This window comes from Cupriavidus sp. PET2-C1 (assembly GCF_054515855.1).
In genome coordinates, this window is sequence record NZ_CM137260.1 from 791540 (window position 1) to 818293 (window position 26754).

Genomic DNA, 26754 nt, shown 5'->3' on the forward strand with positions numbered 1-26754 from the left:
GGGGGAATGCGGTGGGTGAAGGGTCATGCCGGTGCGGCTACCGTGCCACCCAGGCGCAGGCCGTGGGGCAGCAAGGTGATGCGCCCGGGTCGGGCGACAGATACATCGGATACATCGGTTACATCGGTTACATCGGATACGCCGGCTGCTGCGAGGCCGAAGCGCTTGAGCAACTGCGCAACGGCGCGCTCGCCGATTTCGGTGTTGGGCTGCACCACCGATGCCAGTGGCGGCTCCACCAGCGCGCCCAGCGCGATGCCGTCGTAGCCCAGCACGGAGATGTCGCGCGGCACGCGCAGGCCGAGCCGTTTCAGGTCGGAGATCACGCCGATCGCCAGCAGGTCGTTGGTACAGAAAAAGGCGGTGGGCGCATCCGGCCCGGCAGCTAGTGCACCGATCTGGTCAGCGTTGCTGGCGGTGTGGGTGGGCAGGCAAAGTGCGGGCGCTGCCTCCAGGCCGTGCGCGCGCATGGCGTCGCGGTAGCCCTCGAAGCGCTGGCGCGCGCGGTCGGAGGCGATGAAGGCCCCGGAGACCACGCGGATGCGGCGGTGCCCGGCGGCAATCAGCGCTTGCACGCCTTCGCGGGCGCTGCCGCGGTTGTCCACCGAGACAGAATGGCGCTGGCCGCGCGCGGCGGCCTGGTTGTAGGCCAGCACATAGGGCACGCCTTCGGCATCGAGCTGGTCGAGCACGGCGCTGCGGGCGGCGTCGGCCACCGTGAGCACCATGCCGTCGACGCGGTGGCGCAGCAGGTATTCGATGCGCTCGCGTTCGCGCGCGGGATCGTAGGCGCTTGTCACCAGCATCAGCGAATAGCCGGCGGCCAGCGCGGCGTCCTCGATGCCGCGCCAGCATTCGGCGAACACGGCGTTTTCCAGGGTGGGCAGCATCACGCCGATCATCCGGCTTTGCTGCGCGCGCAGCTTGCTGCCGAGCAGGTTCGGGCGGAAGCTCAGCCGCCGCGCGGCTTCCAGCACGCGCTGCGCGGTGCCTTCGCGCACCAGCGCCGGGCTGTTGAACGCGCGCGATGCGGTGGCTAGCGATACGCCAGCGGCTTGCGCAACGTCCACCAGCGTGGCGGTGCCGGCGGCGTCCGGGGCGGTGCTGCTGGAACGGTCCTGGGTGCGCTTCACGTCAGAGCTTCCGGTCTTGGTTTCGGGATCACATCGCGCGCATGGTGAACCAGGCACGCAACGCCGGCAAAAATGAAAACGTTTTCATTCAAGCCGCAAAAAAATCGGGTAGCAAGCCTTTTTACTGCTGCGGTGCATTAGCGCAATCGCGCTGCGGCTAGGCGAAACCCGGTACAGCGCGAATTCTGGGGATGCTGCATGACAACACGATGACAGGCGCGGACGAGGGCACGAAGGGCTGGGCGGCAAGATCGCGGCGCCGCGGATCACAATGGGGTTGAAACTATCCTGCAATCTCATTAACATGTTAAGTACAGGCGGCGCCAACGGGCGATCCGCCGTCGACGATCCGCCGGCCCGGCAGCGCAAGCGCCCGGCCACGCGCGGGCGCAACCAGAGAGGAGCACGATGCGACAAGCCAGAATCGCCGCCGGCGGCCGGCCAGTGCGGGCAGTGCCGGTGGACGGTGCCACCTTGCTGCCGCTGGACGGCGGACGCGCCCTGCGCGAGGATGAATTCATGTGGCAGCCCGCCATCACCGGCACGGTGTACGGCACGCTGCTGAACTTCAAGGGCGCGCTCGCGGCCCTTGGCGACAGCGTCAATGCGGCTCCTTACCAGGCGCCGCCCGCGGGCCCGATCCTCTACATCAAGCCGGCCAATACCCTGGCCGCCCATGGCAGCCTTGCCGAGCTGCCACCGGGCCAGGAAACCCTGGAAATCGGCGCGGCGCTCGGCATCGTGATTGGCCGTCGCGCAACCCGCATCGACCCGGCGCAGGCCGCGGACTATATCGCCGGCTACACCGTGGTGTCGGATGTCAGCGTGCCGCATGCCAGCTATTACCGCCCGGCGGTGCGCCACAAGTGCCGCGACGGCTATTGCCCGATTGGCCCGTGGGTGACGGCCCGCGAGCAGGTCGGCAACGCCGATGCGCTCAGCATGGTGGTGCGCATCAATGGCGAGGAACGCCAGCGCAACCACACCGGCAACCTGCTGCGCCCTGTGGCGCAGTTGCTGGCCGATGTCACCGCCTTCATGTCGCTCGAAGCCGGTGACGTGCTGCTGGCGGGCGTGCCCGAAGGCGCGCCGCTGGCGCGTGCCGGCGACGTGGTGGAGATCGAGATCGAACAAGTAGGGCGCCTGCGGCACGGCATCAAGGCAGCGCCCGGGGAGGCAGCATGAGAACCGCACGCGTAGCCTTCGATGGCCTGGTCCACACCGCGCAGCCGGCTGGCCAAGGCGCATTGCGCCTGGACGACGGGCGCGTGATCAGCGAGGACGCCGTGACGTGGCTGCCGCCCGTGGTGCCGCGCACCACCTTCGCGCTCGGCCTGAACTACGCCGATCACGCGCGCGAACTGGCTTTCAAGGCGCCGGAAGAACCACTCGTGTTCCTCAAGGGGCCGGGCGCGTTCATCGGCCACCGGGCACATACCATCCGGCCAGAGGGCGTGAAGTACATGCACTACGAGTGCGAGCTGGCGGTGGTGATCGGCAGCACGGCGCGCGGCGTCAAGGCGGCGCAAGCCTATGACTACGTGCGCGGCTATACGGTTGCCAACGACTACGCCATCCGCGACTACCTGGAAAACTACTATCGCCCCAACCTGCGGGTGAAGAACCGCGACACCTGCACGCCGCTGGGGCCGTGGCTGGTGGACCGCGACGACGTGCCGGATCCGATGAACCTCGCGCTTACCACGACCGTCAACGGCAAGCTGACGCAGCAGGGCAGTACCCGCGACATGATCTTCGCCGTCCCGTGGCTGATCGAGTACCTCAGCAGCTTCATGACGCTGGAGGCGGGCGATGTGATCCTGACCGGCACGCCGGAAGGGCTGGCCGACACGCAGCCGGGCGATGAGATCGTGACGGAGATCGAAGGGGTGGGGCGGCTGGTGAACACCATTGCCTCGGCTATCGAATACGGCGGCGGACGCTGAAGCGAACCCAGGCGCGCCAAACGCCAACAGGAGACAACCATGATCAAGCATTGGATCAACGGCAAGCAGGTCGACAGCAAGGATACGTTCACCACCTGGAACCCGGCCACCGGCGAAGAGATCGCCACGGTGGCGGCGGGCGGCGAGGCCGAGGTCAACGCCGCGGTGGCGGCTGCCAAGGCAGCGTTCCCCAAGTGGGCCAATACCCCGGCCAAGGAGCGCGCCCGCATCATGCGTCGCCTGGCCGACCTGATCACCGAGCACGTGCCGCACCTTGCCGCGCTGGAGACGCAGGACACCGGCCTGCCGATCGCGCAGACCGGCAAGCAACTGATCCCGCGCGCTGCCGAGAACTTCAATTTCTTCGCCGAGGTGTGCGTGCAGATGAACGGCCGCACCTATCCCGTCGATGACCAGATGCTCAACTACACGCTCTACCAGCCGGTCGGCGTGTGCGCGCTGATTTCGCCGTGGAACGTGCCCTTCATGACCGCCACCTGGAAGGTCGCGCCATGCCTGGCGCTGGGCAATACCGCGGTGCTGAAGATGTCGGAGCTGTCGCCGCTCACGGCCGACCAGCTCGGCATGCTGGCGCTGGAAGCCGGGGTGCCGGCTGGCGTGCTCAACGTGGTACAGGGCTACGGCGCCAGCGCGGGGGACGCGCTGGTGCGCCATCCGGACGTGCGGGCCGTATCGTTTACGGGCGGCACAGCCACCGGCAAGCGCATCATCGAGCGCGCGGGCCTGAAGAAATTCTCGATGGAACTGGGCGGCAAGTCGCCGGTGCTGGTGTTCGACGACGCTGACCTGGAGCGCGCGCTGGACGCCGCGCTGTTCACCATTTTCTCGATCAACGGCGAGCGCTGCACCGCGGGTTCGCGCATCTTCGTGCAGGACACGGTCTACGACGACTTCGTCGGCAAGTTCGCCGAACGCGCCAGGCGCTTGCGCGTGGGCGACCCGACCAGCGAGCAGACGCACGTGGGCGCCATGATCACCCAGCAGCACTGGGAGAAGGTCACGGGCTATATCCGCCTGGGCGAGCAGGAGGGCGCCACCATCCTGGCCGGCGGCGCCGAGCGCCCGTCCGACCTGCCGGCCCATCTGCGCAACGGCAACTTCGTGCAGCCCACGGTGCTGGCCAATGTGGAAAACCACATGCGCGTGGCGCAGGAAGAGATCTTTGGCCCGGTGGCCTGCCTGATCCCGTTCAAGGGCGAAGACGATGGCCTGGCCATGGCCAACGACACCGCCTACGGCCTGGCCTCGTACATCTGGACGCAGGACGTGGGCAAGGTGCACCGGCTGGCGCGCGGCATCGAGGCCGGCATGGTGTTCGTCAACAGCCAGAACGTGCGCGACCTGCGCCAGCCGTTTGGCGGCACCAAGGCATCCGGCACCGGGCGCGAGGGCGGCGAGTTCAGCTTCGAGGTGTTTGCGGAGGTGAAGAACGTTTGCATCTCGATGGGCGGGCATCATATTCCGCGCTGGGGCGTTTGAGCGCAGCCCGCACCAGAACAAAACAGGAGACACCGCCATGGGCAAGCTATCCCTCGCCGCCAAGGTCACGCACGTGCCGTCGATGTATCTGTCCGAGCTGCCGGGCAAGCACCACGGCTGCCGTGAGGCGGCGATTGCCGGGCACCGCGAGATCGGCCGGCGCTGCCGGGAGCTGGGCGTCGACACCATCGTGGTGGCCGATGTGCACTGGCTGGTCAACGCCGGCTACCACGTCAACTGCAACGCGCACTTCGAGGGCATCTACACCAGCAACGAGCTGCCGCATTTCATCAAGGACATGGCCTACGCCTATGACGGCAATCCCGAACTGGGCCGGCTGATCGCCAGCACCGCGTGCGAGCAGGGCGTGATGACCCGTGCCCACGAGATCGCCAGCCTGGAGCTGGAATATGGCACGCTGGTGCCGATGCGCTACATGAACGCCGACCGCCATTTCAAGGTGGTCTCCATCGCGGCCTGGTGCGCCTGGCACCAGCTCGATGAAAGCCGCCGCTTTGGCGAGGCGCTGCGTGCGTCCATCGAAGCCAGCGATGCCAATGTGGCGTTTCTCGCCAGCGGCTCGCTGTCGCACCGCTTCAACGACAACAACAGCCCCGAGGAAAGCATCCACCAGATCAGCCGCGAGTTCTTCAAGCAGGTGGACCTGCGCGTGGTGGAGCTCTGGAAGCAGGGCGACTGGGCCACCTTCTGCGGCATGTTGCCGGAGTACAACGAGCATTGCATCGGCGAGGGGGGCATGCATGACACCGCCATGCTGCTGGGCCTGCTGGGCTGGGACAAGTACGACCGCCCGGTGGAGATCGTCACCGACTACTTCACCAGCTCGGGCACCGGCCAGATCAATGCGATCTTCCCGGTGCGCTGAGGGATCACCGGTCACCAATCACGGTTCACGATTCACGCTTCTTCGGAGAGGCCTGCCAATGCCCCACATCATCGTCGAGTACACGGACAACATCCGCGCTGACGCGCGCGTGCCCGCCCTGCTCAAGACCATCAACGACGTGCTGATCGCGCAGGATGGCGTGTTTCCCATCGGCGGCATCCGCTCGCGCGCGCTGGCGCTGACCGACTACCGCATGGCCGACGGCGAGGAGGACTACGCCTTCGTCCACATCACGCTGAAGATCGGCGCCGGGCGTCCCGAGGCGGTCAGGAAGGCGGCCTGCGATGCGCTCTTCGAGGCTGTCAAGGCGCACTTTGCCGAGCTGTATGCGCGGCGCTACCTGGCGCTGTCAATGGAGCTGGTCGAGTTCAACGAGGGCGGCAGCTACAAGCACAACAACGTGCACGCCCGCTTCAAGAAGGCCTGACCGGTTCCAGCCTCAACCAACAGGCCCCCAACGCACAACGCTCAACGTTCAATGCTTCCCACGGAGACCTCATGCTCAGCCCAGAGCTGATCCACCAGATCGCCCATCGCCTGCACGGCGCCGAGCAATCGCGCCAGCAAATCCGGCAAATTTCGCTGGACCACCCTGACATCACGATTGAAGACGCCTACGCCATCCAGCGCGAATGGCTGGCCCACAAGCTGTCCGAAGGCCGCACCATCAAAGGCCACAAGATCGGCCTGACCTCGCGCGCCATGCAGCTTTCCTCGCAGATCGACGAGCCTGACTATGGCACCTTGCTGGACGACATGTTCTTCCAGGACGGCGCGACGATCCCCCCGGGGCGCTTCATCGTGCCGCGCGTGGAAGTGGAGCTGGCCTTCGTGCTGGACAAGCCGCTCAAGGGGCCGAACTGCACGCTGTTCGACGTGTATGACGCCACGGCCTACGTGATCCCCGCGCTGGAGATCATCGATGCGCGCAGCCATGGGGTCGACCCCGACACCAAGCGCCCGCGCAAGGTGTTCGACACCATTGCCGACAACGCGGCCAATGCCGGCGTGGTGATGGGCGGGCGCCCGGTGCGGCCGTTCGATGTGGACCTGCGCTGGGTCTCGGCCATCATGTCGCGCAACGGCGTGATCGAGGAAACCGGCGTGGCCGCCGGCGTGCTCAACCATCCCGCCAACGGCGTGGCATGGCTGGCCAACAAGCTGCATCCGCATGGCGTGGGCCTGGAAGCGGGCGAGGTGATCCTCGGCGGCTCCTTCACGCGGCCGGTGGCGGCCAGCCCAGGTGATACATTTCACGTGGACTACGGCGCGCTGGGCGCCGTGGCCTGCCACTTCGGCTGAACGCCCGACCCCGACGCCATCATGGAAATCCCCCTCAATACCTTCAAGCGCGCGCTTGCCGCCAACGAGCAGCAGATCGGCCTGTGGCTCGGCCTGACCAGTCCCTACACGGCCGAAGTGCTGGCCGACGCCGGTTTCGACTGGCTGCTGATCGACGGCGAGCACGCGCCCAACACCGTGCCGTCCATCCTGGCGCAACTGCAGGCGCTGGCCGCCTATCCGGTGCGGCCGGTGGTGCGTGCGTCGTGGAACGACACCGTGCAGATCAAGCAGCTGCTTGACCTGGGCGTGCAGACCCTGCTCGTGCCGATGGTGCAGGACGCCACCGAGGCCGCCGCCGCGGTGGCCGCCACCCGTTACCCGCCGGAAGGCGTGCGCGGCGTGGGCAGCGCAATGGCGCGTGCCTCGCGCTGGAACCGTGTCGGCGGCTACCTGGCCCAGGCCAACGGCGAGATGTGCGTGCTGGTGCAGGTGGAGACACGCGCGGGGCTTGCGCACCTCGACGCGATCGCCGCCACCGAAGGCGTGGATGGCGTGTTTATCGGCCCGGCGGATCTTGCCGCCGACATGGGCCATCTTGGCAATCCCGGCCACCCGGACGTGCAGAGCGCCATCGCCGACGCCATCGCGCGCATCCGCCGCGCCGGCAAGGGAGCGGGCATCCTCAGCGCCGACGTGGCGCAGTCGCGGCAGTACATGGCGCTCGGGACCACGTTCACTGCGGTTGGGGTGGACGCCACGATGCTGGCCCGGGCGGCAGAGAGCCTTGCCGCGCAATTCAAGGGCCAGGGCGGCGCGGGGACAAGCCGGGATAAAACGTACTAGCAACGTATTAGCGACGTATTAGCATCCCGTAGCGCTTTAGCGCGGTTTGCACAAAGAACAGAGAAATCGGAGGAGACTCAATCATGCAAGCAAACGCCTGCGCCCGGCGCACGCGCTTCCATTCCATGGCGCAGCATGCCTCGCGAGTTGTCACAGGGCTGGCGCTAGCGCTGGGCGGCACCGGTGCCACCCACGCCGCCGACCCCGCCGCACGCTGGGTGGTGCCCTATACCGCCGGCGGCGGCAGCGACCTCGCCACGCGCATCGTCGCGCAGAAGATCGCGCCTGTCATGCACCAGAACTTCGTGGTCGACAACAAGCCGGGCGGCGCCACCATCCTCGCCGCGCAGGATGTGGCCAAGGCGCGTGCCGACGGCGCAACGCTGCTGACTGCCGGGCAGGGTACGCTGGTACTTAACCCAGCGCTGTATCGCAAGCTGCCCTATGACACCGCCAAGGATTTCACGCTGGTGACCTCGCTGGTGAAGCTGCCCGTGATACTGGTCGCCAACCCGGCCTTGCCGGTAAAGACCTTGCCCGAGTTCATCACGTGGCTGAAAGCGGGGCAGGGCAAGGCTACCTACGCCTCTGTCGGCACCGGCAGCCCGCACCACCTGAGCGCTGAGCTGCTGCTCGACCGCGTGCAGGCTAGCGCCGTCCACGCGCCGTACAAAGGCACGCCCCCCGCGTTGCAGGATGTGGCGGGCGGGCAGGTCGATTTCATGATGGCCGATCTCTCGGCAGCGGTGCCGTTGATCCGCGCCGGGCGGCTTCGTGCTATCGCGCTGCCGGCCGAGCAGCGCTCCGCGGTGCTGCCGGACGTGCCGACCTTTGCCGAGGCCGGGCTGCCTGGCTTTACGGCGTTTGCCTGGCAGGGCGTGGTGGTCCCGGCCGGCACGCCGCCGGCCTCGGTCGACAAGCTCAACGCGGCCATTGCCGCGGCGCTGAAGGACCCGGCGGTGGTCAAGCAAATGCAGGAGCTTGGGCTAGAGCCCATGGGCGACAGCCGGGCGGGCTTTGCCGCGTTCGTGGACAATGAGCGCGCCAAATGGGGCGCCTTGATCCGCGCGCACAAGATCGTGCTGGATTGACCCTAGCCCAGGTGGCCCGCCCCGCACTTGCGAGGGCGCGCTAGCGAGGGTCTTGCCCGCCCTTTTTACAAATGCCGCGTTTTTTTCAAGCCGACCGGCAGCGCCACCGACAGCACAAAGCGGAAGATCAGCGACAGCACGGTCACCGCCAGGGGCCGGCCTCTTGTGCCCTCTTATGCCGCCAGGTGCAAGCGCGGCGCTGGACCCGGCGGGGTTCCGCGGCTGTCGCTGGCCTCGAGCAGGCTCAGCGCGGCGGGGCCCAGCGTGTTCGCGCAAGCGGAGGCCAACGCAGCAACGCTGCCCAGGCCTACTTGCGCGGCCAGCCAATCGGTGCGCACGCCGCTGCCGCCCGCAAGCAGGTACACCGTGCGCGCGACGCGCTGCTCGCGCAGCAGCACGCCGAGCGCCTCGCCCTCGGCGAACAGCCGCGCGCGTACCAGCCGCGGGGTGACTTCCCATCGTTGCGCCACCAGTGCCGCATTCCACGGCAGCCGAGGCAGGCCGAATATCTCGCCGGCAAGCGCGCGTGACCAGTGTTTCTCCGAATGGCACGGGCAGCCCGGCAGGGTGGCCAGGGTCATGCGCGGGCATGCGTCGTCCGGCACCTCCTGCAGCGTGATGGCGGTGCTTTGGCCCGGCGCCGGCAGCAGGTCGCAATCGAAGTACGCAAATGCCGGCACCACGAACGGGTTGCCAGGCGTTACCTCCCGCCGCGCGTTTGCGTCGCGCAGGCGCGCAGTGCCGTGCAGCGCATCGACGCGCACGGCAAAGGGAAAGCGCAGGTGAGACAGGCGCAGATCGGTGCTGCTGACGAGGGCCATGCGAAGCTCAGGTGACGCAGGCTGGCGCGCATCGGGCGCGGCGCCAGGGGGAAAAATCGCATTGTACGGCTTCGCGCGGCCGGTGAGTTTCACGATGGCGAAGGCGGGTTTCAACGCTGGCCATGGCCGCGGGCGCGACCGCGGCGCTACCGTGGCAGCCTACAGCTCGGACAGGCCAAAGTGACGCAAACGCTCAAGGTCGGTCACCCGGATGCTCTGGTACGACAAATCGACCATGCCCTCCGCCGCCAGGCGCCGCAGCGCCTGGTTGACCCGCTGGCGCGAGAGCCCCGTCAGCAGGCCGATCTCCTCCTGCGACAGCTCCAGCACCGCGCTGGTACGGGGGTAAAGCGCCGGGTGGAAGAGCTGGGCAACCGCCTGCGCCACGCGGGCATCGACGCTCAGCAGCCGCTCGTTCTGCACGGTGGCGATGAACTGGCCCATGCGCTCGTTCAACTGGCGCACCACAAAGCTGGCAAACGGCAGGCTTTCGTCGAGCAAGGTATGGAACACCGTGTCGGGCACCAGCGCCAGGCGGGAGTCACGGATGGCGATCACATCGTATCTCCGCGCTTCGCGCTTGATGACACTGCCTTCTCCGCACCAGCCGCCCGCTGGCACCCCCGAAAAGGTGCAACCGCGCCCGTCCGGCGTGTAGACCGCGAGCTTGATCAGGCCGGTCTCCACCCCGATCCAGTAGCGCGACGGCTCGCCACGATGCGCGACGAAGGCGCCGGCGGCAAAATCCTGCACCACCACCTGCCGCGCTGCCAACGCCTGGTGGCCAGGCGCGAGCGCGGCGAACCATTCATGCTGGGAGAGCAGGGCGGCATGCCCGGCGCGGGGCGGTGGCATCGTGATATCTGCGGGGGGAGGGGGAGGCGATCTGGGTGTGGCTGCGGGCAGGCTGGGCATGATTTCGGCTTGGCCCGGCACGGGCATTGTCATCCGGACGACAGAGCTTGGTCCTGTGGGATGATAGCCTTGCACAGTGAAAAGTAACAGCGACCGGCGGCGCGCGGCTCAGCCTGAGGGCCAATACCCGCGCAGCCGGCGCACGCGGAGACTACGGCAATGCCAAGCGATTTCGACACCGGCCTGGGCAAGAACCCGGCCAATCACGTTCCCCTCACACCCATCGATTTCCTGGCGCGCGCAGCCAGCGTGTATGGCGACCGGCTGGCCATCGTGCACGGCCCGGTGCGCCAGAACTGGCGCGACACCTACGCGCGGGCACGGCGCCTGGCCAGCGGGCTGGCGCGCCTGGGCGTGGGCAAGGGCGATACCGTTGCGGCCTTGCTGCCCAATACGCCGGCCATGGTGGAGGCGCACTTTGGGGTGCCGATGGCGGGCGCGGTGCTCAATGCGCTGAATATCCGGCTCGATGCCTCCAACCTGATCTTCATGCTGCGCCATGGCGAAGCGCGGGTGCTGCTGGCCGATACCGAGTTTGCCGACCTGGCGCGGCAGATCGCCAACGAGATTCCCGGGCTGAAGGTGGTGGCGGTGCTGGACGCGCTCGGCCCGCAGGACGCTCCGGCCTTCGGCGAGACCGACTATGAGGGCCTGCTGGCCTCGGGCGACCCCGAGTTCGCCTGGCAGATGCCCGCTGACGAGTGGGATGCGATCGCGCTCAACTACACCTCGGGCACCACCGGCGACCCCAAGGGCGTGGTCTACCACCATCGCGGCGCGGCCATCAACGCCATCTCCAACATCCTGGAGTGGGACCTGCCCAAGCACGCGGTATACCTGTGGACGCTGCCGATGTTCCACTGCAACGGCTGGTGCTTCCCGTGGACCATCGCGGCACGCGCCGGCGTCAACGTCTGCCTGCGCAAGTTCGAGCCCAAGCTGGTGTTCGACCTGATGCGCGACGAGGGCGTGACGCACTATTGCGCCGCGCCGATCGTGCATACCGCGCTGGTCAACGCCCCGCCGGCCTGGCGCGAGGGCTTGCGTGGCCCGGTGCGCGGCATGGTGGCGGGTGCGCCGCCGCCTGCCGCGGTGCTGGCGCAGATGGAGGCCATGGGCTTTGAATTGACCCACGTCTATGGCCTGACCGAAACCTACGGCCCTGCCGCGGTATGTGCCGAGCAGGACGACTGGGCCGGCCTGTCGCAAGAGGACCGCGCCACCAAGAAGGCAAGGCAAGGCGTGCGCTACCACCTGCAGACGGAGGTAGCGGTGCTGGACCCGGACACCATGCAACCGGTGGCCTCGGACGGCGAGGAAATCGGCGAGATCATGTTCCGCGGCAACATCTGCATGAAGGGCTACCTCAAGAACGAGAAGGCCACGCGCGAGGCGTTTGCCGGCGGCTGGTTCCATACCGGCGACCTGGGCGTGTGCACGCCCGACGGCTACGTCAAGATCAAGGACCGCAGCAAGGACATCATCATCTCCGGTGGCGAGAATATCTCCAGCGTGGAAGTGGAAGACGCGATCTATCGCCATCCCGCCGTGCTGGCCGTGGCGGTGGTGGCCCAGCCGGATGTGAAATGGGGCGAGACGCCCTGCGCGTTCGTGGAGCTGAAGGATGGCGCCAGCGCCACTGCCGAGGAGCTGATCGCCCATTGCCGCACCCTGCTGGCGGGCTTCAAGGTGCCCAAGGCGGTGTACTTCGGGCCATTGCCCAAGACATCGACGGGCAAGATCCAGAAGTTCGAGTTGCGCAAGAAGGTCAAGTCGGATGCGGCGATCGACGTGTAAGGGCTTTGTCCGAAGCCGCCAGATGCGCCAGAGCCGTCTGCAATGATGGCGGCTGTTACTTTCTCTCCGCGCGGAGGGAAGGGGGGTATCTGGGAGCCACGGGAAGCGAAGCCAATGGTTCTTTTCAGCATGGCGCGTCTTCGTTCGCTATGGGAGTTTGGCGCGTATCCAAGAGAGCGATCTCAAATCAAGACGGCTCAAGGTGCGGGTAGGGTCGCTCCCGATTTCTGAATCATTAGGAGCCCGGCCCCACCGTTTTTTCCGGCATGCCTCGCTTAATCCAGTCCTCGTATTCTAGGAAGTTGTGTGTATCAATGACCCATACAACCAGAAGAGTATTAATGGCCGCGAGCAGTGCAATCCCCCACAGCGCTGGACGACTCACGCGAAATATCAAGGCAAGCAATATTGAGCAGATTGAAAGGATATCCAAATAATGAGGTGTTAGGCTGATATGATTGACGGGAACCTGAAAAACGCGATGTGCCAGAAACAATAACGATATGATGATCGGCGACGCGGAGATAGCAATAAGTATATTTTTCATGGGGTTGGCTCGAATGATTGGGATGGATAGCGGGAGCCATTCCCGAATCTTCCGTTCTGCCCTCTATGAAATGGAAAAAGGTAAATATTCTCGGAGTCGGGGGATATTCTGGAGTATTTGTCCGGTCTGTTTGAAAAATCGGAGAATGCTGGTTGTCCGGTTGTCTTGACCCTCTGCCTATCAGCAAAAATCTGCGCTGGCGTCCATTCTCTGCGCTCGCCAGTCCGCGATGTATTGCAACCATAGAGGACTAGTTCACCCGTTTTTCGCCACGGCAATACTGGCAGTCGCATCAACTCGGCTTTGTCGATGGTGCCATCGCCTGTGCCAGGTATGGCGGCGAATTCAAGGCCGCTACTCTCGCCGCCCGGTTTGCTTGCATGGGTGAATAAGTGCCCTTCGGCGATAACACGTCCGTCCTGATTGGCGACGCTGGCTATGCGATCCCAGGCGGCAAGAAAATCGGCTTCCGTTAGCACTTCTATTGCAATGTAGATATCCTTTGATTGATCCCATTTGGTGGATTTTAATATTTCTCGCTCTTTGGTTTCGGCTGCCTTTTTGAAGGAGTGGTATTTGTCATGGCAATATATTGAAAAATATAAAAGCGGTGGCCTGACGGGAGCCTTGATGGGGTTGCGATCTTGCGCTGGCGTCATTTTTCCATTTTTTACTGAAATTGCTTCGTTTCCCATTTTTTCCCTAGAAAATTTCCAGTCTTACGGTTTCTGCGCTACCGCTTCCGATTCGCTGCGTATACCCATGGGAGTCCGTGCGGCCATCGATCACCCCACCTGAATACGTGAGGCGATAACGTCGATTGACAAGTGGCTCGCCCGTTTCCTCGTCCTCGATCAGAAAGTGCTGGTCGTAAGCAAAAGGACTGGAGACTGAATTGTCATAACCAAAGGCGCTAAGTGTATCGCCGGCATACTCGCTGCCAGCCATGTCATCGCACCAGCTATTGCCGGAAAGGGTCGCCACGATTCGCGGAGGCTTTGCGCACTTGCACAGCACCATATCTCCATCCGCGGCTGTCTCGCCCATGAAATTGATTCGACGGGGGCCGCCTGTTTTTGCGATTCTGCCGATGCTCTTACAAGCCTCACAATAGGCATCCCCGCCAATGAGCGCGACCTGATGGCCGCTCCCGAAGGTGCAGACTCGTCCGGCATACGGGAGAATCCTGCCGCCGGTCGAGAGAGCGTCACCTACACAAGCAACTCTGCGTTCCACGGTTAAGCCCCTGCGCTTTGATATGACGGATCAAGCAGGCCGAAAATGGGGTCGCCGTCGAGTTCATGAAATTCCAATGGCGTGATAGGGCTGGACACAATGGTGTCGCCATTGCTCAGAGGGCTCCCGACAATCGCAACCGGCATGTCTTCCACCTTCATAGCGTTGCCAGCGCCTGCGACAATCACCGCGGTACTGCCGTCTGGATAGGTTGCTACGTCTCCCACGCGAAGGAGAGTGAGACCATCACAGCTGTGGATTCCCGACCCTATAAGAACCTCGCCGCCCTTGGCAGTCTTGGCGCCAGCGAACGCTGCCATATAGACAGCCTTGATCTTTGTGTAGCTCATCATTCACTCCTGGTTGAAAGTGGCGAATTGCCAACATTCATATCACCAGGTACAACCGCTGAAGTCAATCGGACAAGTCCGAAATACAGCGCTGAATGATCGGCTTGCCGAGTTGTCGCGGTGGAATCAAGCAGACCAGGACAAGGTGATCCACTGGTTCGGTCACACGGCCGACAATACGCGACAAAGGCTGCGCGAGGTTTCATACTTTCCGGACGCGATGAACTCCGAAAATAAGTGGGTCAAGGCTTCGGGCCAAAGCGCGCAATCAGTTTTGCATCGTCAATGCAGACAACATCGCCTACTACGTGACGAACATCCCAAATTGGAGCTACAGGCCGCCAGCATGGAAACCGTGATGAAAAAGCTGCTCGCTGCATTCGTATTGCTTTGTGTGTTGCCTGCATATGCCTGCCGCCCCGCATTCTTGACACACGAGCCCATCTTCGAGCGTGGGGCCGCGAAGCTCACTGCCCCCGAAATTGCTCGGCTGGCCGCGTGGCGCAGTGATACACGGCAAGCGTTTCCTGCGGGCTTTGAGGTATTCATGTCGCTGTGGCAGAACGAGAGCGCCGGAATCTCCAGGAAGCTTGCCGAAGCGCGCGCACGTTGGCTTGCTGATCTGCTTGAGCACATGGATGCCAACGTCGCCGACATTCACCAGCCAGAGATTCGCGATATCGACAATCGCCACGTCTCACCAGGGGATGCCGCCACGTTCCTGAACACCGTTACGATAGCTGTAAATCCGCGATGCCCGCACGCATGTTGCGACAAAGCGAGTCGGTGAGTTGTCTTCCGTGCGTACTGTGGCGTGCTCCCTGGTACGGGGTCGTCTTGCATGCCCGTAAGCCGCGGCGCAATGATGTCGTTCTCGCTCACGATTTCGCTAGTGCCGCGTACCCACCTGCAGGCAGATTTCCCTGATGTACTGTAAATGACCTCAGACAAGGCCTTAGTGAAAGAAGGGGGCAAACCGACCATGTTGCGGTCTCAAGCGCGCAGATAACCCTCCGCCAGCGCCACCCAGCACGCGGCACCAAGCGGAATCAGCTGGTCGTTGAAATCATATCCATCGTTGTGCACCGAGCAGCCCACCCATTCGCCGGTGCCATTGCCCAGCGCAAAATAGCAGCCCGGCATCCTTTCCAGCATCCACGCGAAATCCTCGCTGCCCATCTGCATCGACGGCGGCACCTGGATGACCTTGTCGCTGCCCAGCACGCTGGCCACGGCCTGCCGTGCGACGGCGGTTTCTTCCACGGTATTGCAGATCGCGGGCGCCAGGCGCTCATAGGCGATGTCTGCCGTCACGCCGCACGAGGCAGCCTGATGCGTCACCACCTCGCGGATGCGGGTCTCCAGCAGGTCTCGCACCTCTGCCACGGTGGCGCGCACGGTTAGCTTCAGCGTTGCGGTCTCCGGGATGATGTTGTAGGTGCTGCCGGCCCGCATCTCGCCCACGCTGATCACCGCGGCGTCGACCGGCGCGACGTTGCGCGCCACGATGCCTTGCAGCGCCACCACGGTCGAGGCGAGGGCCAGCGTGGGATCGGTGGCGCGGTGGGGCATGGCGCCATGGCCGCCTTTGCCGCGGAACGTGATCGTGGCGCGGTCCGAGGAGCCGCCCATCGGGCCGCTTTGCACGACCGCCATGCCCACCGGCAGGCCGGGGGCATTGTGAAAGGCGTAGATCGCGTCGCACGGGAAACGCGCGAACAGGCCGTCGTTCATCATGGCCAGCGCGCCGGTCATGCCTTCCTCGTCGGGCTGGAAGATCAGGTTGAGGGTGCCGTCGAAGTTGCGCGTGGCGGCCAGGTACTCGGCTGCGGCCAGCAGCGTGGCGGTGTGGCCGTCATGGCCGCAGGCGTGCATGCGTCCCGCTACCTGGCTGGCATAGGGCAGGCCGGTGCGCTCCTGCAGCGGCAGCGCGTCCATGTCGGCGCGGATGCCGATGGTGCGCGCGCCGTTGCCCACCTTCAGTTGCGCCACCAGCCCATGGCCGCCCACGGCGTGCACGCTGTAGCCCCATTCGCGCAGCAGCGCGGCAGCCATCTCGGCGGTGCGTGGCACGTCGGCGCCCAGCTCTGGGTGGGCGTGGATGCGGTGGCGCAGTGCGGCGAAGCGCTCGGCGGATTCGGTCAGTGCCAGCGGGATATTTCCTGGGTGCTTGGTCATGGCTGCAGGGTGTGTGATGCGTTCGGATGGGATGGGTCTTGCGCCGCGGTTCAGTCGCGGCCAGGGTGGCTGGGGAACAGCGCCAGCGCGGTCAGGCTGATGCAGGAGGCGGTGATCAGGTACCCGGCAGGCGCCATGTTGCTGCCCGTGGCGCTGATCAGCCAGGTCACGATCAGCGGTGCGAAGCCGCCGAACACGGTCACGCCAAAGCTGTACATCATCGACATGCCGGTGGCGCGCTGGTGGCGCGGCAGCGCCTCCATCAGCAGGGCGGCACCCGCGCCGCTGCCGACTGAGCTCAGGGTCACGGCGGCGCCGATCAGTGCCATGGTGAGCGGCAGGCTGGGGCCCGCGGACAGCAGCGTGAAGTTGGGGTAGACCAGCGCCAGCGAAGTCAGCCCGCCGGCAAACAACAGCGGCTTGCGGCGCGGCAGCCGGTCGGCCAGCAGGCCGAACAAGGGCGCCATCACCAGCATGGCAGCGCCGGCCGTGCATGCCGCCAGGAAGGCGGTGACGGGCGGCAAATGCAGCGAGGTCACCAGGTAGGTGGGCATGTAGAACACCATGATGTACATGGATGAGGTGCTGCCGGTCATCAGCAATGTGCCCAGCAGCAGCGTGCGGCCATGCTCGCGAAACACCTTGCCCACGCCGCCATGCGTGCTGCCGCCTTCGTGGGTTTCTTGCAGGTGCCGGCGGATATACATGCCAACTGGCGCAATCAGCAGGCCAAGCATGAATGGCAGGCGCCAGCCCCACTCAAGCATGGCGTCGGGGCTGAGCAAGGCCGATACCGCAGCACCGGTCAGCGCGCCCAGCAGCGCGGCACCGCCTTGCGTGGCGGCTTGCCAGCTGACCAGGAAACAACGGTTGCGCTTGCTGGCGGTCTCCAGCAGCAGGGCGGATGCGGCCCCGATTTCCCCGCCAGCCGACAAGCCTTGCAGCAGCCGGCCGATGACCACCAGCACGGTGGCGGCCACGCCGATGCTGGCATGGGTGGGCGTGAAGGCGATCAGCGCGGTGCCCGCCGTCATCAGCGCGATGGTGAGCGTGAGCGCCGCCTTGCGGCCGCGCTGGTCGGCCAGGTTGCCGATCAGCACCGCGCCCAGGGGGCGCATCACGAAGCCGACACCAAAGGTGGCGAAGGACAGCAGCAACGATGCCAGCGGGCTGCTGGACGGAAAGAACAACTTGCCGATGGTGGCGGCAAAGAAGCTGTAGACCGTGAAGTCGTACATTTCCAGCCCGTTGCCGATGGCGGCGGCAACGATGGCGCGGCGCGAGTGCGGGCGGGCGGCAGTTGCGCCAGTGGCGCCAGTGGCTGGCGCGGCGCCGGCCGGATGGCCTGGCGCGGTGTGGGCAGCGGTCATGCGGTCCTCCTCGGGTGGGGTAGACGGGCAATGGATGCGGCGTGGCCCCGTTGCTCTCGGTGTGGGGGCATGTTAGGGGCCGCGAGCGGGATAAGCACTTCGCTTTTTTTCATGGGTATGCGCATTGGGAATCAGAGCCCGGCCGCAGGGCGCGGCGCTGCCGGCCACGACGACCGGGTCGCTCCATATCGGCACATAGGGCGCGGCAAGCAACCAGGTGCTGCTGAAGTACCCGACCCGCACGCCCCGGCCTTACCGCGGGTGCTCTTGCGATTGCCGCTTGCCTCCAATCCCATCGCCTCGCTCTCCCGGCCTGCCAAGGCAGAAGCGGTGTGGTGTGCCATCTTCGCGGCGGCGCGCGGCGTGGGGCAATTCGCTTGCTTTTATTGCCCCTGGATTTGGTTATGGCCCGTAACTTATTGATTGTTATTGGTTTTTGCGCGGAGGGCGGATGGCCTCATGCTGCGCCTGCAGCAGTGCCGGGGCATTGCGTGGCCTGCATGCACATTGCCGGCGCATGCCATTTCGTCATGGGGCGGTGGCGCTGCCCGGTGGCGGGTAGTGGCCCGCCAGCGCTTGCAGCACGGCGTCGTGCAAGCGCGCTGCCGCCCACGTCAGCACATGCCGGTCGCGCGTGACCAGCGAGATGATGCGGTCGGGCACGGGCTCGGCGACCTCGATGAAATCCATCCGCTCGGTGATGTACTTGCTGCCAAGCGACTCGCTGGAAAGCAGGATCAGGGTGTCAACCTGCCAGCACAGGTCCAGCGCCAAGCCCATCGATGTGCATTCGACCACCCGGGTCGGCACCGCCAGGCCGTTACCCGCGAATAACTGATGAAAAGGCGAACCGGCATCGGACAGCGGGTCCAGCGCCAGCCAGTCCGCCTGCTGCAGCAGGCGCACCGAGCGCGCCGCGCGCAGCGGATGCCCGCGCCGCGCACCGATCATGGTCGGCAGCCGGCACACCTGGGTGCAGTCCAGCCCGCGATCCAGCGGCAGCAATTGCGAGGTCACCGCGAAATCCATGGTGCCTTCGCGCAGGTGCTCCAGCAACTGCGCCGGGCGCATCTCCAGCACCCGCAGCCGGGCGTTCGGGAACTCGCGGCGGAAGGTGCTCAGGCAGGCCGCCATCGGCCGCATCAGCGCCGTCACGGGCGTCACCCCCACGGTGATCTCGCTTTGCACCGTGCCTTTCATGTCTTCCAAGTCTTCGCGCGCGCGCCGCACATTCTCGCTGATCAGCCGCGCATGCGAGACCAGCCGCTGCCCGTAGGGCGTGAGCTGCACGCCCTTGCTGGAGCGCACAAACAAGGTGGCGCCGACGCTGCTCTCCAGCTCCTTGATCGCCTTGCTCAGCGCGGGCTGCGTCAGGTGAAGGATGCGCGAGGCTTCCTGGATGCTGCCGGTTTCGGCAACGGCGGCCAGGGCGCGCAGCTGGTTGAGCTTCATGTGGAGGCCTGCTGGATCGTGGGCGGACATGTTAATGGCAAAGCGGGTGGCGCGAAAGGATGGGCGCCCGGTGCCGTGATCCGCGTGCGAGGTGGCCTTGAGGTGGCTTTCAGCCGGGCGCCGGAACCATTGGCATGCTCCTTGCGCGGGGAACTGCATCCGGCTTGCGCTAGAATGGCAAGCCTAGCCACTGTAAGCAATCATGATGCGCTGCCATCCCGGCGTGCGTGATTCATCTTGCGTTAGCGCGTGAGCACCGATATTGTGCATCGGTGCACCGCCGACGAAGCTGCGCCGCAGTAGCCATCTTTTTCTCGCAGCGCTTCGTCTGCCTTACTCTCAATATCCCATGCAGCTTGACGACACCAACCCGCAAAACTCCTTCCTGAACACCACGCGCAAAGAGCGCAAGCGTGTGCAGGTGTACCTGGTCAGCGGCATCCGGCTCGTCGGCTCCATCGAGTCCTTCGACGCGTTTGTGGTCATGCTGAGCACGCCCGGCGGCATGCAGACCATCTACAAGCGCGCCATCTCGACGATCCAGCTGGATACCGGCACGCGTCCTCCCGGCGGCGGTGGCGGCGCACGTCCGCCCGGCGCAGGCCCGCGGACGCCCGGCTCGGGCCCCCGTCCGCCGCGCGTGACCTCAGAAGGCAACGCCCAGGCACCCCTGGTGGTAACGCGCAAGCGCCGCGCCATGGTGCCTGGCGGCTCAGACGAGTAATGCCGGCCGCCCTTGGGTGGGGCGGCTTTCTACGTTCCGCCTGACCCGCTCATTGCCGGAACTGTTGCGTGCCGTTTTCATTGAATCCGGTCAATCGCGCCCCGGCCGGGAGGCCGGGGCCTTGCGAAAAGCGGTGAGGCCGCCTCGCGTCAGTTGCCGATGCCGAGCAGCTCGACTTCAAAGTTCAGGGTGGCGTTCGGCGGGATCGTGCCGGGCACGCCGCGCGCGCCGTAGGCGGTCGGGCCCGGACACACCAGCTTGGCCTTGCCGCCGACCTGCATCTTCTGCACGCCTTCCGTCCAGCAGGGAATGACGCGGTTCAGCGGGAACGAGATCGGCTGGCCACGCTTGTAGGAGCTGTCGAACTCGGTGCCGTCGGTGAGCGTGCCGCGGTAGTGCACCTTGACCACATCGGAGGCCTTCGGCGTGGCGCCGGTGCCCTTGACGATGGTCTGGATGGTCATGCCGGACGGCAGGGTTTCCGCGGCCGGGGCGGCAGCGTGGGCGATGGACGCCATGCCCAGGGCGGCAAGTAGCAGTGCAATCTTCTTCATATGTCAGCTGGCAGAGTGGAGGGGGAAGGTTGGCCGGTCGCGCCGGCCTGAAAACCAGCATCTTAAACCGGGAATGAGATCCCTCCGGGTTTGTCCACCGCTACCGGCGTGGCCGCCAGGCCTGCCAAGCCACTCAACGGCAAGGCACCGCGACATCAAGGCATCAAGTCATCAAGGCATGACAGGCGGATGGTAAGGCAGCGTGGAAGCAAAGGCCCATAGCATGAACAGCACAAGCGGCGCGTGGACCAGCAACTGGGTGAAAGTAAACCCGACCACGTCCTTGGCCCGGATCCCCAGCACCCCCAGCAGCGGCAGCATCCAGAACGGGTTGATCAGGTTCGGCAGCGCCTCCGCGGCGTTGTACACCTGCACCGCCCAGCCCAGGTGGACTTGCAGTTCATTGGCAGCCTGCATCACGTAAGGCGCCTCGATGACCCATTTGCCGCCGCCCGATGGCACGAAGAAGCCCAGCACGGCCGAATAGACGCCCATCACCGCGGAGAACGATTCCTTGGTGGCGACCGAGACGAACGCCGATGCCAGGTGGTGCGACAAGGTCGTGCCATCCATGCCGGCCGCCTTGGTGAGGATGAATGCGATGCCGCCATACAGCGGAAACTGGATCAGCACCCCGGCGGTGGATGGCACGGACCTGGCCACGGCGCGCAGGAAGCGCTTGGGACGCCAGTTCAGCAGCATTCCCAGCATCAGGAACAGGAAGTTGTAGGTGTTGAGGTTGGAGATCGCGAGGATCGGGTCCTTGGTGGTGAACTCATGTACCAGCCAACCGGCGCCGAGGGCCACGATCAGCAGGGTCAGCAACGGGCTGTACTCCAGCCATTCTCCGGGACGCGTGGGGCGGCCAATGCCATCGCCGGCATCGTCGATATCCACGCCCATGTCCTGCGCGGTGCGCGCGCGCTCGCCCGCCGGCGCTGAAAAATACGCTACCAGCAAGGAAGCGGCGATCAGCACGGCCGTCATCGCCATGGATTGCCACAGGAAGATGGTCTGCGAAAACGGAATCACGCCGGTGATATCCAGCAGCGACTTGGGCAGGCTGGCGGGATTGGCCTGCAACTGCGCCGCGGACGAACTTAAGCCCAGTGCCCAGGTGGCACCCATCCCCAGGTAGGCGGCGGCGCTGGCCGCGCGATAGTCCACGCGCAGCCCGGTGCGGCGTGCAATGGCCCGCACCAGCAGCCCGCTGAAGATCAGGCTGATGGCCCAGTTGAGCAGGGAGGTCAGCAGGCTGACCAGCGCGACAAAGGCGATGGCGCCGCGCGCCGTGCGCGGCAGGGCGGCTAGCCGCTCGATCAGCAGGGAAGCCGGGGGCGAGGCCGCCACGACATAGCCCGAGATGGCCACCACCGCCATCTGCATGGTGAACGGTATCAGGCTCCAGAAGCCGTCGCCAAATGCGCGGGCCACGCCTTGCGCGGGCGCGCCGATGGCCATCGCGCTAAGCGCGACGACGATCACCGCGATGGCGGCGAAGATATACGAGTCGGGAAACCAGCGCTCGGACCAGTCGGTGACCTTGACGGCCAGGCGCTCCAGTCCGCCGCGGCCGGGGTGGTCCGGATGGTCCGGGCGGTCCGTTGTGTCCAGGGATAGGGGCGTGCTTTTCATGCTTGTCTCCTTGCATTGCCATGGCTTTCCCCGCGCGGTGTTGCGCGCGGCGAGCCTTCGAATCCTTCATAAGCCATGACGGCGGCCGCGAGGTCTTCCAGCGCGGTGCCGACGGCCTTGAAGACGGTGATCTCCGTGTCATCCGTGCGGCCGGGATGGCGCTGCTGGCACAGGTCCGCGAGCGTGGCCCGGATGTCGGCGGCCTTGAGCACGCCAGCGTCGATCGGGTGGAGCAGGTCGCCGGCCTTGCGCACGGCTTCGCTGGTATCGACGAAGACGGAGGTTGACGCGAAGCAGCCGTCGTCGGCCTCGCGCATGGCCGGCGTGAAGCCGCCGATCAGGTCCAGGTGGGTGCCGGGCCTGAGCCACGCGCGATGCACGAGCGGCGAGGTGGAGAGCGTGGCCGAGGTCACGATGTCAGCGTCTTCGCAGGCGGCGGCGATCGTCGGGACAAAGCGCGCCTCGAAGCCGTCGGCCCGCAGTCTTGCCACCAGCGCTTCGCCTTGGCTCGCGTTGATATCCCAGACGGCAACGCGCTGGATCGGCCTGACGGCGCGATAGGCATGGGGCAGCAGGCTGGCAACGCGGCCCGCGCCGAGCACCAGCATCGACGAAGCATCATTGCGGCTCAGGTAAGAGGCCGCCAGCGCCGACGCGGCGGCGGTGCGCCTGGAGGTGATCTCGTTGCCATCGATCATGGCCAGCGGCTTGCCGGTGCACGCGTCGTGCAGCAGGTAGGTCGAGTACAAGCCCGGCAGCCCGGACAGCGTATTGCCCGGGTAGATGGTCACGGTCTTCACGCCGAGATAGGCGCCGGCCTGCCAGGAGGGCATCAGCAGCATCGTTCCCGGCGCTGCGCCGTGCGGATCGATGACATGGCTGTGGCGCTGCGGGACCTCGCAGCCGCGGATAAACGCGTCGCGCAGGGCGGGCACGAGTTCGGCGAACGGCAGCAGCGCGCGGGTGGTGTCGGAGTCGAGTATCAGCATGTTGGCTTGGGTGGGGTTGGAAGAAGGGCGGCGGCGGGCGCGATCACGCGTTCAGCACGATGTCGCTGGCAGGCACGGCCTGGCACGCCAGGCACATCCCGGCATCCTCGGGTTCCTCGCCATGCAGGTGCCGGATGCGGCCCGACATGACGGAAACCGCGCAGCTCTCGCACTGCCCGACCCGGCAGCCGCTGGGCAGTGCCAGGCCGAGTCTTTCGGCGAAGCCCAGCAGGGGGCCGTCCGCCGAGCGCCAGGTGCCGGTGGTGCCGGACCTGGCGAACACCACCTTGAACTGCTGGCCGGGCCCGGCCGCCACGCGCTCGGGCGAGCGGAACACTTCGCGCAAGATGTCGGCGCGCGGCACGCCACGGTCGGCGAGCGCATTGGCGAAGGCGGTCATCATTGGCGCGGGTCCGCACATATAGACGAGCGGGCGCTGGCCGAGCAGTCCGGCCGGGACGTGCTCGGCGCTGACGCGTCCGGCCACGTCGTAGTCGACGCCGGGCACGTCGCCTTGCGCGGGACGGTCGTAGAAGTTGACGACTTCCAGTGTCGGCAGGGTGTGCCGCAACGCGCGGATGCGTGACCGGAACGCATGGGCCGGGCCGTTCTGGTTCGCGTACAACAGCAGCATCTTTGGCGGATCGGCGAACCCGGCCAGCGATTCGAACAGGCTGATGAACGGCGTGATGCCGATCCCGCCGGCCAGCAGCACCAGCGGGCGCCGGGTGCGCACCGGCATGACAAAGGTGCCGGACGGCGAGCGCAGCGCGACGACGTCGCCAACCGCAAGGCACAGGTTGATATGCGACGAAGCGCGCCCGAACACGGCCTCGCCGGTATCGCTCAGGCCCGCGGCGCGGCGCACGGAGATCGAGTAGCCGCGCCGCGCCGGCAACACGGCGGGACCGGTCAGCGAATACGAGCGCACGATCTCTTCGCCGGCGGGCGGCACAGTGAGCTTGATCGTCACATGCTGGCCGGGCAGGAAGTCCGGCAAGCCGCCGCCATCCAGGGGCTCCAGGCATACCGACGTGACCTCGCGCGCCTCCTTCGCCAGGCTCGCGACGCGAAAGGCGCGATAGCCGTCCCACCGGCGGCGCGTCACGTCGAAAGCAGGATCGGGCTCGACGTTGCAGCGATAGGCCCGCAGCGGCACGGAGCCACTGACCGGATCGATGCTGTCCGCGGCGATCAAGCCGTTGTAGTTGCTGTTGTTCTCGCCCGTGACGCCCAGCGCGGTCTGCGCAAGCGCATCGCAGCGCTGCCACCAGCCAAACTCGCCGACCACCACGCGGGGATGCAGGCCTTCCCGGACCTTGGCGATAAACCTTGCGCTGCCGATGGACGTGGTCACCCGGATCGCATCGCCGCTGGCGATCCCGCGCGCGGCTGCCAGCGCGGCAGGGATTTCCGCTTCGGGTTGCAGCGCGCGGCGCCGCAGCGAAGGCAGCCCGCGATGCTGGCTGTGACAGTAGTAGCCGCTTTTGGCCGAGGTCAGGACAAAAGGATAGGCGCCGCCGGCAGCGTCGTCCGCTTCTTCGGGGCACTGGCCGGCGCGTGGCAGTGGCGGATAGCCGTGACGCAGCAGCTGTTCCGAGTACAACTCCACCAGCCCCGTTTGCGTAGGAAAGGCGCGCTCACGCGGCCGGCCCGCATACTTGCGCTCCACGTCGGCAACGGGCACGCGGATGCCCTCGGGTTGCTCGCGCAGCTTGTCCACCGTCAACCCCGAAGGGGCGAGCATGTGGTTCCATCCCGCCTCCAGGCTGCCGCCAAAGAACGCCTGCTCCATGCCCAGCCTGACGGCGAGGTCGAACACGATGTCGTTGTCCGAGCGCGATTCCCCGCGCGGCGACACCATGCGCTGGCGCAACTGCACCAGTTGCTCGGCCTCGGCGGAGATCTCGAAGCCGATGCGCAGTCCCTCGCGCTCCCACGGCGTGTTGACCGGCAGCAGGATATCGGCGTAACGGGAACTGGGGGTTTCGAACAAATCGCAATGGACATAGAAGTCCAGGCTACGCAGGGCGCGCTCGCCGTCTTCCACATCGGCTTGCGAGAGCAGGGGATTGGTGCCGAATGCCACCAGGGTGCGCACGGCGTAGGGCTGCGCATGCAGGATCGCCCGGTAAAGGTCGCGCGCGGTGACCCATCCCTGCGCGGGCGGCCCGAGCGGTCTCGCGTCGTAGCCCAGCGCCTTGCTCTTTTGTTCTGGCGGCAGCAGGTCGAAGCTGCTGACCGGGTTGTACGGTGGCTTTTGAAAGATCCGGTTGCCGCCCTGCTTGTCGAAACTGCCGGTCAAGGCATAGAGGCAGGCGATTGCCCGGTCCGTCTGGGTTGCGTTGTCATGCTGGCCAACGCCGGACCAGGCGTGATAGGCCACGCGCCTGGCCGAGCCGAACAGGCTTGCCGCATGGCGGATATCCGCCTGCGCCACCCAGGTGAGCCGCGCGGCTACGTCCGCGGGGTAGCGGGCGCATTCGCCGGCATACAGGTCGAAGGCGGGTCGGCAAGCGAGCGTGGCCGTGGCCTGGCCCACTTCGAATGTGCCTCTTAGCGCAACATACTCGAAATCCCGCCCGGCCAGCGCCGACGACGGCCGGGCTTGTCCGGCATGGGCGTCCCAGACCAGGTAGGCATCGCCATCGGCCAGCCCCAGGTCGCGGCCCCGCAGGAAGCGCCCGTTGTCGCTGCGCACCAGCAAGGGGCCATTGGTCCATTGCCGGACGAAGGCCAGGTCGAACGCATTGGCTTCGATCAGCAGGTTGGCGATCGCCATGGCGAGCACGGCGTCCGTGCCCGGCCGCACGCGCAGCCATTGCTCCGCCTGGCCAGCCAGCGCGGTCTGCCTGGGGTCCACCACCAGCAGCTTCGCGCCGGCGGCCCTGCCGGCGCCAATCGCTTCGGCCTGCGCCAGCCAGGTGTTGGTCGGGTTGTGGCCCCACAACACGATCAGTTCGGCGTTGCGGTAATCCGCGGTCGGCATGCCGCAGCCGAAGGTGAAGGCGTGCGCATAGTCCTTGTGCCAGTTGCAGATTTCCGTGGCATAGGAGGTGTTGGGGCTGCCAAAGAGCCGGATAAGCCGCTCGATCCAGTCGATGCTGTCGGACAGCGGCGTGCCGCTGGGCGTGGTGACGGCAAAGGCGACCGATTCGGCGCCGCCTTCGCGCCTGGCCTGGAGCAGGCGCTGCGCAACCTCGGCCAGGGCCTCCTCCCAGCTAATGCGCTGCCAGCCGGGATCCGCATCGGCCTTGGGCGTGGTCCGCCGCATCGGATACAGCACGCGGTCGGCGCTATGGACCAGTTCCGGCGCGGACTTTCCCTTCATGCACATCGCCTTGCCCGTGGGGTGCGCGGTGTCGGGGCGCACTGCGATCAGCGCATCGTTCGCCACCACGTTCACCGTGCCGCATCGGGAGCGGCACAACGTGCAGTAGCCGCGCTTGTCTTCCTGAATCATCGTTGTCACCGCATCTTGT

25 protein-coding genes and 1 pseudogene are annotated in these 26754 nt (G+C 65.9%); 11 read left to right on the plus strand and 15 right to left on the minus strand.

Annotated elements, in window-relative coordinates; genetic code table 11:
- Positions 1-23 precede the first annotated feature (23 nt).
- The gene (locus ACX12D_RS23530) at positions 24-1133 is read right to left on the minus strand and encodes a substrate-binding domain-containing protein (protein ID WP_459375881.1); all 1110 of its coding nucleotides are present in this window, start codon (positions 1131-1133) and stop codon (positions 24-26) included.
- Positions 1134-1652: 519 nt separating this feature from the next.
- Here ACX12D_RS23530 and ACX12D_RS23535 point away from each other — a divergent pair.
- The 8 genes from ACX12D_RS23535 (at position 1653) to ACX12D_RS23570 (ending at position 8704) form a co-directional block, all read left to right on the plus strand.
- Positions 1653-2318 carry a fumarylacetoacetate hydrolase family protein gene (locus tag ACX12D_RS23535; RefSeq protein ID WP_459376503.1) on the plus strand — a complete coding sequence of 222 codons (666 nt, stop codon included), beginning with the start codon at positions 1653-1655 and terminating at the stop codon, positions 2316-2318.
- On the plus strand, positions 2315-3079 hold the full coding sequence (locus tag ACX12D_RS23540) for a fumarylacetoacetate hydrolase family protein (RefSeq protein WP_459375882.1): 765 nt from the start codon (positions 2315-2317) through the stop codon (positions 3077-3079). Before ACX12D_RS23535 ends, ACX12D_RS23540 begins: the two co-directional genes overlap by 4 nt.
- A gap of 39 nt (positions 3080-3118) precedes the next feature.
- The gene (gene hpaE / locus ACX12D_RS23545) at positions 3119-4579 is read left to right on the plus strand and encodes a 5-carboxymethyl-2-hydroxymuconate semialdehyde dehydrogenase (protein ID WP_174428113.1); all 1461 of its coding nucleotides are present in this window, start codon (positions 3119-3121) and stop codon (positions 4577-4579) included.
- A gap of 37 nt (positions 4580-4616) precedes the next feature.
- Entirely contained in the window at positions 4617-5465 is an 849-nt protein-coding gene (gene hpaD / locus ACX12D_RS23550; RefSeq protein ID WP_459375883.1) for a 3,4-dihydroxyphenylacetate 2,3-dioxygenase, read from the plus strand.
- Positions 5466-5523: 58 nt separating this feature from the next.
- Entirely contained in the window at positions 5524-5913 is a 390-nt protein-coding gene (locus ACX12D_RS23555) for a 5-carboxymethyl-2-hydroxymuconate Delta-isomerase (protein WP_459375884.1), read from the plus strand.
- A gap of 71 nt (positions 5914-5984) precedes the next feature.
- Positions 5985-6788, plus strand: coding sequence for a 2-oxo-hept-4-ene-1,7-dioate hydratase (gene hpaH, locus ACX12D_RS23560; protein WP_459375886.1), 804 nt, complete (start codon positions 5985-5987; stop codon positions 6786-6788).
- A gap of 21 nt (positions 6789-6809) precedes the next feature.
- Positions 6810-7613 carry a 4-hydroxy-2-oxoheptanedioate aldolase gene (hpaI, locus tag ACX12D_RS23565; protein WP_459375887.1) on the plus strand — a complete coding sequence of 268 codons (804 nt, stop codon included), beginning with the start codon at positions 6810-6812 and terminating at the stop codon, positions 7611-7613.
- An 83-nt stretch (positions 7614-7696) separates the two neighbouring features.
- Positions 7697-8704, plus strand: coding sequence for a Bug family tripartite tricarboxylate transporter substrate binding protein (locus tag ACX12D_RS23570; RefSeq protein WP_459375888.1), 1008 nt, complete (start codon positions 7697-7699; stop codon positions 8702-8704).
- A gap of 173 nt (positions 8705-8877) precedes the next feature.
- Here ACX12D_RS23570 and ACX12D_RS23575 read toward each other — a convergent pair whose 3' ends face one another.
- Positions 8878-9525: an AraC family transcriptional regulator gene (locus tag ACX12D_RS23575; RefSeq protein ID WP_459375889.1), complete on the minus strand. Its 648-nt coding sequence runs from the start codon at positions 9523-9525 to the stop codon at positions 8878-8880.
- A gap of 159 nt (positions 9526-9684) precedes the next feature.
- Complete coding sequence (locus ACX12D_RS23580; protein ID WP_459375890.1) at positions 9685-10380, minus strand: Crp/Fnr family transcriptional regulator; 696 nt, start codon at positions 10378-10380, stop codon at positions 9685-9687.
- Positions 10381-10599: 219 nt separating this feature from the next.
- Here ACX12D_RS23580 and ACX12D_RS23585 point away from each other — a divergent pair, with 219 nt between their 5' ends.
- Positions 10600-12237 carry an acyl-CoA synthetase gene (locus ACX12D_RS23585; RefSeq protein ID WP_459375891.1) on the plus strand — a complete coding sequence of 546 codons (1638 nt, stop codon included), beginning with the start codon at positions 10600-10602 and terminating at the stop codon, positions 12235-12237.
- A gap of 235 nt (positions 12238-12472) precedes the next feature.
- Here the strand turns inward: ACX12D_RS23585 and ACX12D_RS23590 are convergent, their stop codons facing one another.
- From ACX12D_RS23590 to ACX12D_RS23610, 5 genes and pseudogenes are all read right to left on the minus strand, one after another.
- Positions 12473-12784, minus strand: coding sequence for a hypothetical protein (locus tag ACX12D_RS23590; RefSeq protein ID WP_459375892.1), 312 nt, complete (start codon positions 12782-12784; stop codon positions 12473-12475).
- The gene (locus ACX12D_RS23595; protein ID WP_459375893.1) at positions 12781-13479 is read right to left on the minus strand and encodes an EF-hand domain-containing protein; all 699 of its coding nucleotides are present in this window, start codon (positions 13477-13479) and stop codon (positions 12781-12783) included. Before ACX12D_RS23595 ends, ACX12D_RS23590 begins: the two co-directional genes overlap by 4 nt.
- 7 nt (positions 13480-13486) lie before the next feature.
- Positions 13487-13831 carry a hypothetical protein gene (locus tag ACX12D_RS23600; protein ID WP_459376623.1) on the minus strand — a complete coding sequence of 115 codons (345 nt, stop codon included), beginning with the start codon at positions 13829-13831 and terminating at the stop codon, positions 13487-13489.
- Positions 13832-13846: 15 nt separating this feature from the next.
- Positions 13847-14020 (minus strand): annotated as a pseudogene (locus ACX12D_RS23605) (PAAR domain-containing protein); the annotation flags it as partial.
- A 2-nt stretch (positions 14021-14022) separates the two neighbouring features.
- Positions 14023-14373, minus strand: a complete 351-nt coding sequence (locus ACX12D_RS23610; protein WP_459375895.1) for a PAAR domain-containing protein — start codon at positions 14371-14373, stop codon at positions 14023-14025.
- A gap of 142 nt (positions 14374-14515) precedes the next feature.
- Between ACX12D_RS23610 and ACX12D_RS23615 the strand changes: the two genes are divergently transcribed.
- Positions 14516-15160 (plus strand): hypothetical protein, encoded by a 645-nt coding sequence (locus ACX12D_RS23615; RefSeq protein WP_459375896.1) that lies wholly within the window; start codon positions 14516-14518, stop codon positions 15158-15160.
- A gap of 203 nt (positions 15161-15363) precedes the next feature.
- Here ACX12D_RS23615 and ACX12D_RS23620 read toward each other — a convergent pair whose 3' ends face one another.
- The 3 genes from ACX12D_RS23620 to ACX12D_RS23630 form a co-directional block, all read right to left on the minus strand.
- The gene (locus ACX12D_RS23620) at positions 15364-16548 is read right to left on the minus strand and encodes a M20 aminoacylase family protein (protein WP_459375897.1); all 1185 of its coding nucleotides are present in this window, start codon (positions 16546-16548) and stop codon (positions 15364-15366) included.
- Between the two features lie 50 nt (positions 16549-16598).
- On the minus strand, positions 16599-17918 hold the full coding sequence (locus ACX12D_RS23625) for an MFS transporter (protein ID WP_459375898.1): 1320 nt from the start codon (positions 17916-17918) through the stop codon (positions 16599-16601).
- A gap of 528 nt (positions 17919-18446) precedes the next feature.
- A complete protein-coding gene (locus ACX12D_RS23630; protein ID WP_459375899.1) occupies positions 18447-19370 on the minus strand; it encodes a LysR substrate-binding domain-containing protein in 924 nt (307 codons plus the stop codon).
- A 349-nt stretch (positions 19371-19719) separates the two neighbouring features.
- Between ACX12D_RS23630 and hfq the strand changes: the two genes are divergently transcribed.
- Positions 19720-20094, plus strand: a complete 375-nt coding sequence (gene hfq, locus ACX12D_RS23635; protein WP_441635441.1) for an RNA chaperone Hfq — start codon at positions 19720-19722, stop codon at positions 20092-20094.
- Positions 20095-20243: 149 nt separating this feature from the next.
- Here hfq and ACX12D_RS23640 read toward each other — a convergent pair whose 3' ends face one another.
- The 4 genes from ACX12D_RS23640 to ACX12D_RS23655 all read right to left on the minus strand — a co-directional run bounded on the left by ACX12D_RS23640 (position 20244) and on the right by ACX12D_RS23655 (position 26735).
- Positions 20244-20648, minus strand: a complete 405-nt coding sequence (locus ACX12D_RS23640; RefSeq protein WP_459375900.1) for an FKBP-type peptidyl-prolyl cis-trans isomerase — start codon at positions 20646-20648, stop codon at positions 20244-20246.
- Between the two features lie 171 nt (positions 20649-20819).
- Positions 20820-22283, minus strand: a complete 1464-nt coding sequence (locus tag ACX12D_RS23645; protein ID WP_459375901.1) for a short-chain fatty acid transporter — start codon at positions 22281-22283, stop codon at positions 20820-20822.
- Positions 22280-23272, minus strand: a complete 993-nt coding sequence (gene lhpI, locus ACX12D_RS23650) for a bifunctional Delta(1)-pyrroline-2-carboxylate/Delta(1)-piperideine-2-carboxylate reductase (protein WP_459375902.1) — start codon at positions 23270-23272, stop codon at positions 22280-22282. Before lhpI ends, ACX12D_RS23645 begins: the two co-directional genes overlap by 4 nt.
- Positions 23273-23315: 43 nt before the next feature.
- Positions 23316-26735, minus strand: coding sequence for a molybdopterin-dependent oxidoreductase (locus ACX12D_RS23655; protein WP_459376504.1), 3420 nt, complete (start codon positions 26733-26735; stop codon positions 23316-23318).
- Positions 26736-26754: the final 19 nt, after the last annotated feature.

Excerpts from the sequence above, each read along its gene's own strand:
- ACX12D_RS23610 (WP_459375895.1), bottom strand. The coding sequence starts at position 14,373 with ATGATGAGCTACACAAAGATCAAGGCTGTCTATATGGCAGCGTTCGCT.
- ACX12D_RS23590 (WP_459375892.1), bottom strand. The coding sequence starts at position 12,784 with ATGAAAAATATACTTATTGCTATCTCCGCGTCGCCGATCATCATATCG.
- hpaI (WP_459375887.1), top strand. The coding sequence starts at position 6,810 with ATGGAAATCCCCCTCAATACCTTCAAGCGCGCGCTTGCCGCCAACGAG.
- ACX12D_RS23585 (WP_459375891.1), top strand. The coding sequence starts at position 10,600 with ATGCCAAGCGATTTCGACACCGGCCTGGGCAAGAACCCGGCCAATCAC.
- ACX12D_RS23580 (WP_459375890.1), bottom strand. The coding sequence starts at position 10,380 with ATGCCACCGCCCCGCGCCGGGCATGCCGCCCTGCTCTCCCAGCATGAA.
- ACX12D_RS23630 (WP_459375899.1), bottom strand. The coding sequence starts at position 19,370 with ATGAAGCTCAACCAGCTGCGCGCCCTGGCCGCCGTTGCCGAAACCGGC.
- ACX12D_RS23600 (WP_459376623.1), bottom strand. The coding sequence starts at position 13,831 with ATGGGCGAGACAGCCGCGGATGGAGATATGGTGCTGTGCAAGTGCGCA.
- ACX12D_RS23655 (WP_459376504.1), bottom strand. The coding sequence starts at position 26,735 with ATGATTCAGGAAGACAAGCGCGGCTACTGCACGTTGTGCCGCTCCCGA.
- ACX12D_RS23595 (WP_459375893.1), bottom strand. The coding sequence starts at position 13,479 with ATGGGAAACGAAGCAATTTCAGTAAAAAATGGAAAAATGACGCCAGCG.
- hpaH (WP_459375886.1), top strand. The coding sequence starts at position 5,985 with ATGCTCAGCCCAGAGCTGATCCACCAGATCGCCCATCGCCTGCACGGC.
- ACX12D_RS23575 (WP_459375889.1), bottom strand. The coding sequence starts at position 9,525 with ATGGCCCTCGTCAGCAGCACCGATCTGCGCCTGTCTCACCTGCGCTTT.
- hpaD (WP_459375883.1), top strand. The coding sequence starts at position 4,617 with ATGGGCAAGCTATCCCTCGCCGCCAAGGTCACGCACGTGCCGTCGATG.
- ACX12D_RS23625 (WP_459375898.1), bottom strand. The coding sequence starts at position 17,918 with ATGACCGCTGCCCACACCGCGCCAGGCCATCCGGCCGGCGCCGCGCCA.
- ACX12D_RS23555 (WP_459375884.1), top strand. The coding sequence starts at position 5,524 with ATGCCCCACATCATCGTCGAGTACACGGACAACATCCGCGCTGACGCG.
- lhpI (WP_459375902.1), bottom strand. The coding sequence starts at position 23,272 with ATGCTGATACTCGACTCCGACACCACCCGCGCGCTGCTGCCGTTCGCC.
- ACX12D_RS23535 (WP_459376503.1), top strand. The coding sequence starts at position 1,653 with ATGTGGCAGCCCGCCATCACCGGCACGGTGTACGGCACGCTGCTGAAC.
- ACX12D_RS23640 (WP_459375900.1), bottom strand. The coding sequence starts at position 20,648 with ATGAAGAAGATTGCACTGCTACTTGCCGCCCTGGGCATGGCGTCCATC.
- ACX12D_RS23570 (WP_459375888.1), top strand. The coding sequence starts at position 7,697 with ATGCAAGCAAACGCCTGCGCCCGGCGCACGCGCTTCCATTCCATGGCG.
- hfq (WP_441635441.1), top strand. The coding sequence starts at position 19,720 with ATGCAGCTTGACGACACCAACCCGCAAAACTCCTTCCTGAACACCACG.
- ACX12D_RS23645 (WP_459375901.1), bottom strand. The coding sequence starts at position 22,283 with ATGAAAAGCACGCCCCTATCCCTGGACACAACGGACCGCCCGGACCAT.
- ACX12D_RS23540 (WP_459375882.1), top strand. The coding sequence starts at position 2,315 with ATGAGAACCGCACGCGTAGCCTTCGATGGCCTGGTCCACACCGCGCAG.
- ACX12D_RS23620 (WP_459375897.1), bottom strand. The coding sequence starts at position 16,548 with ATGACCAAGCACCCAGGAAATATCCCGCTGGCACTGACCGAATCCGCC.
- hpaE (WP_174428113.1), top strand. The coding sequence starts at position 3,119 with ATGATCAAGCATTGGATCAACGGCAAGCAGGTCGACAGCAAGGATACG.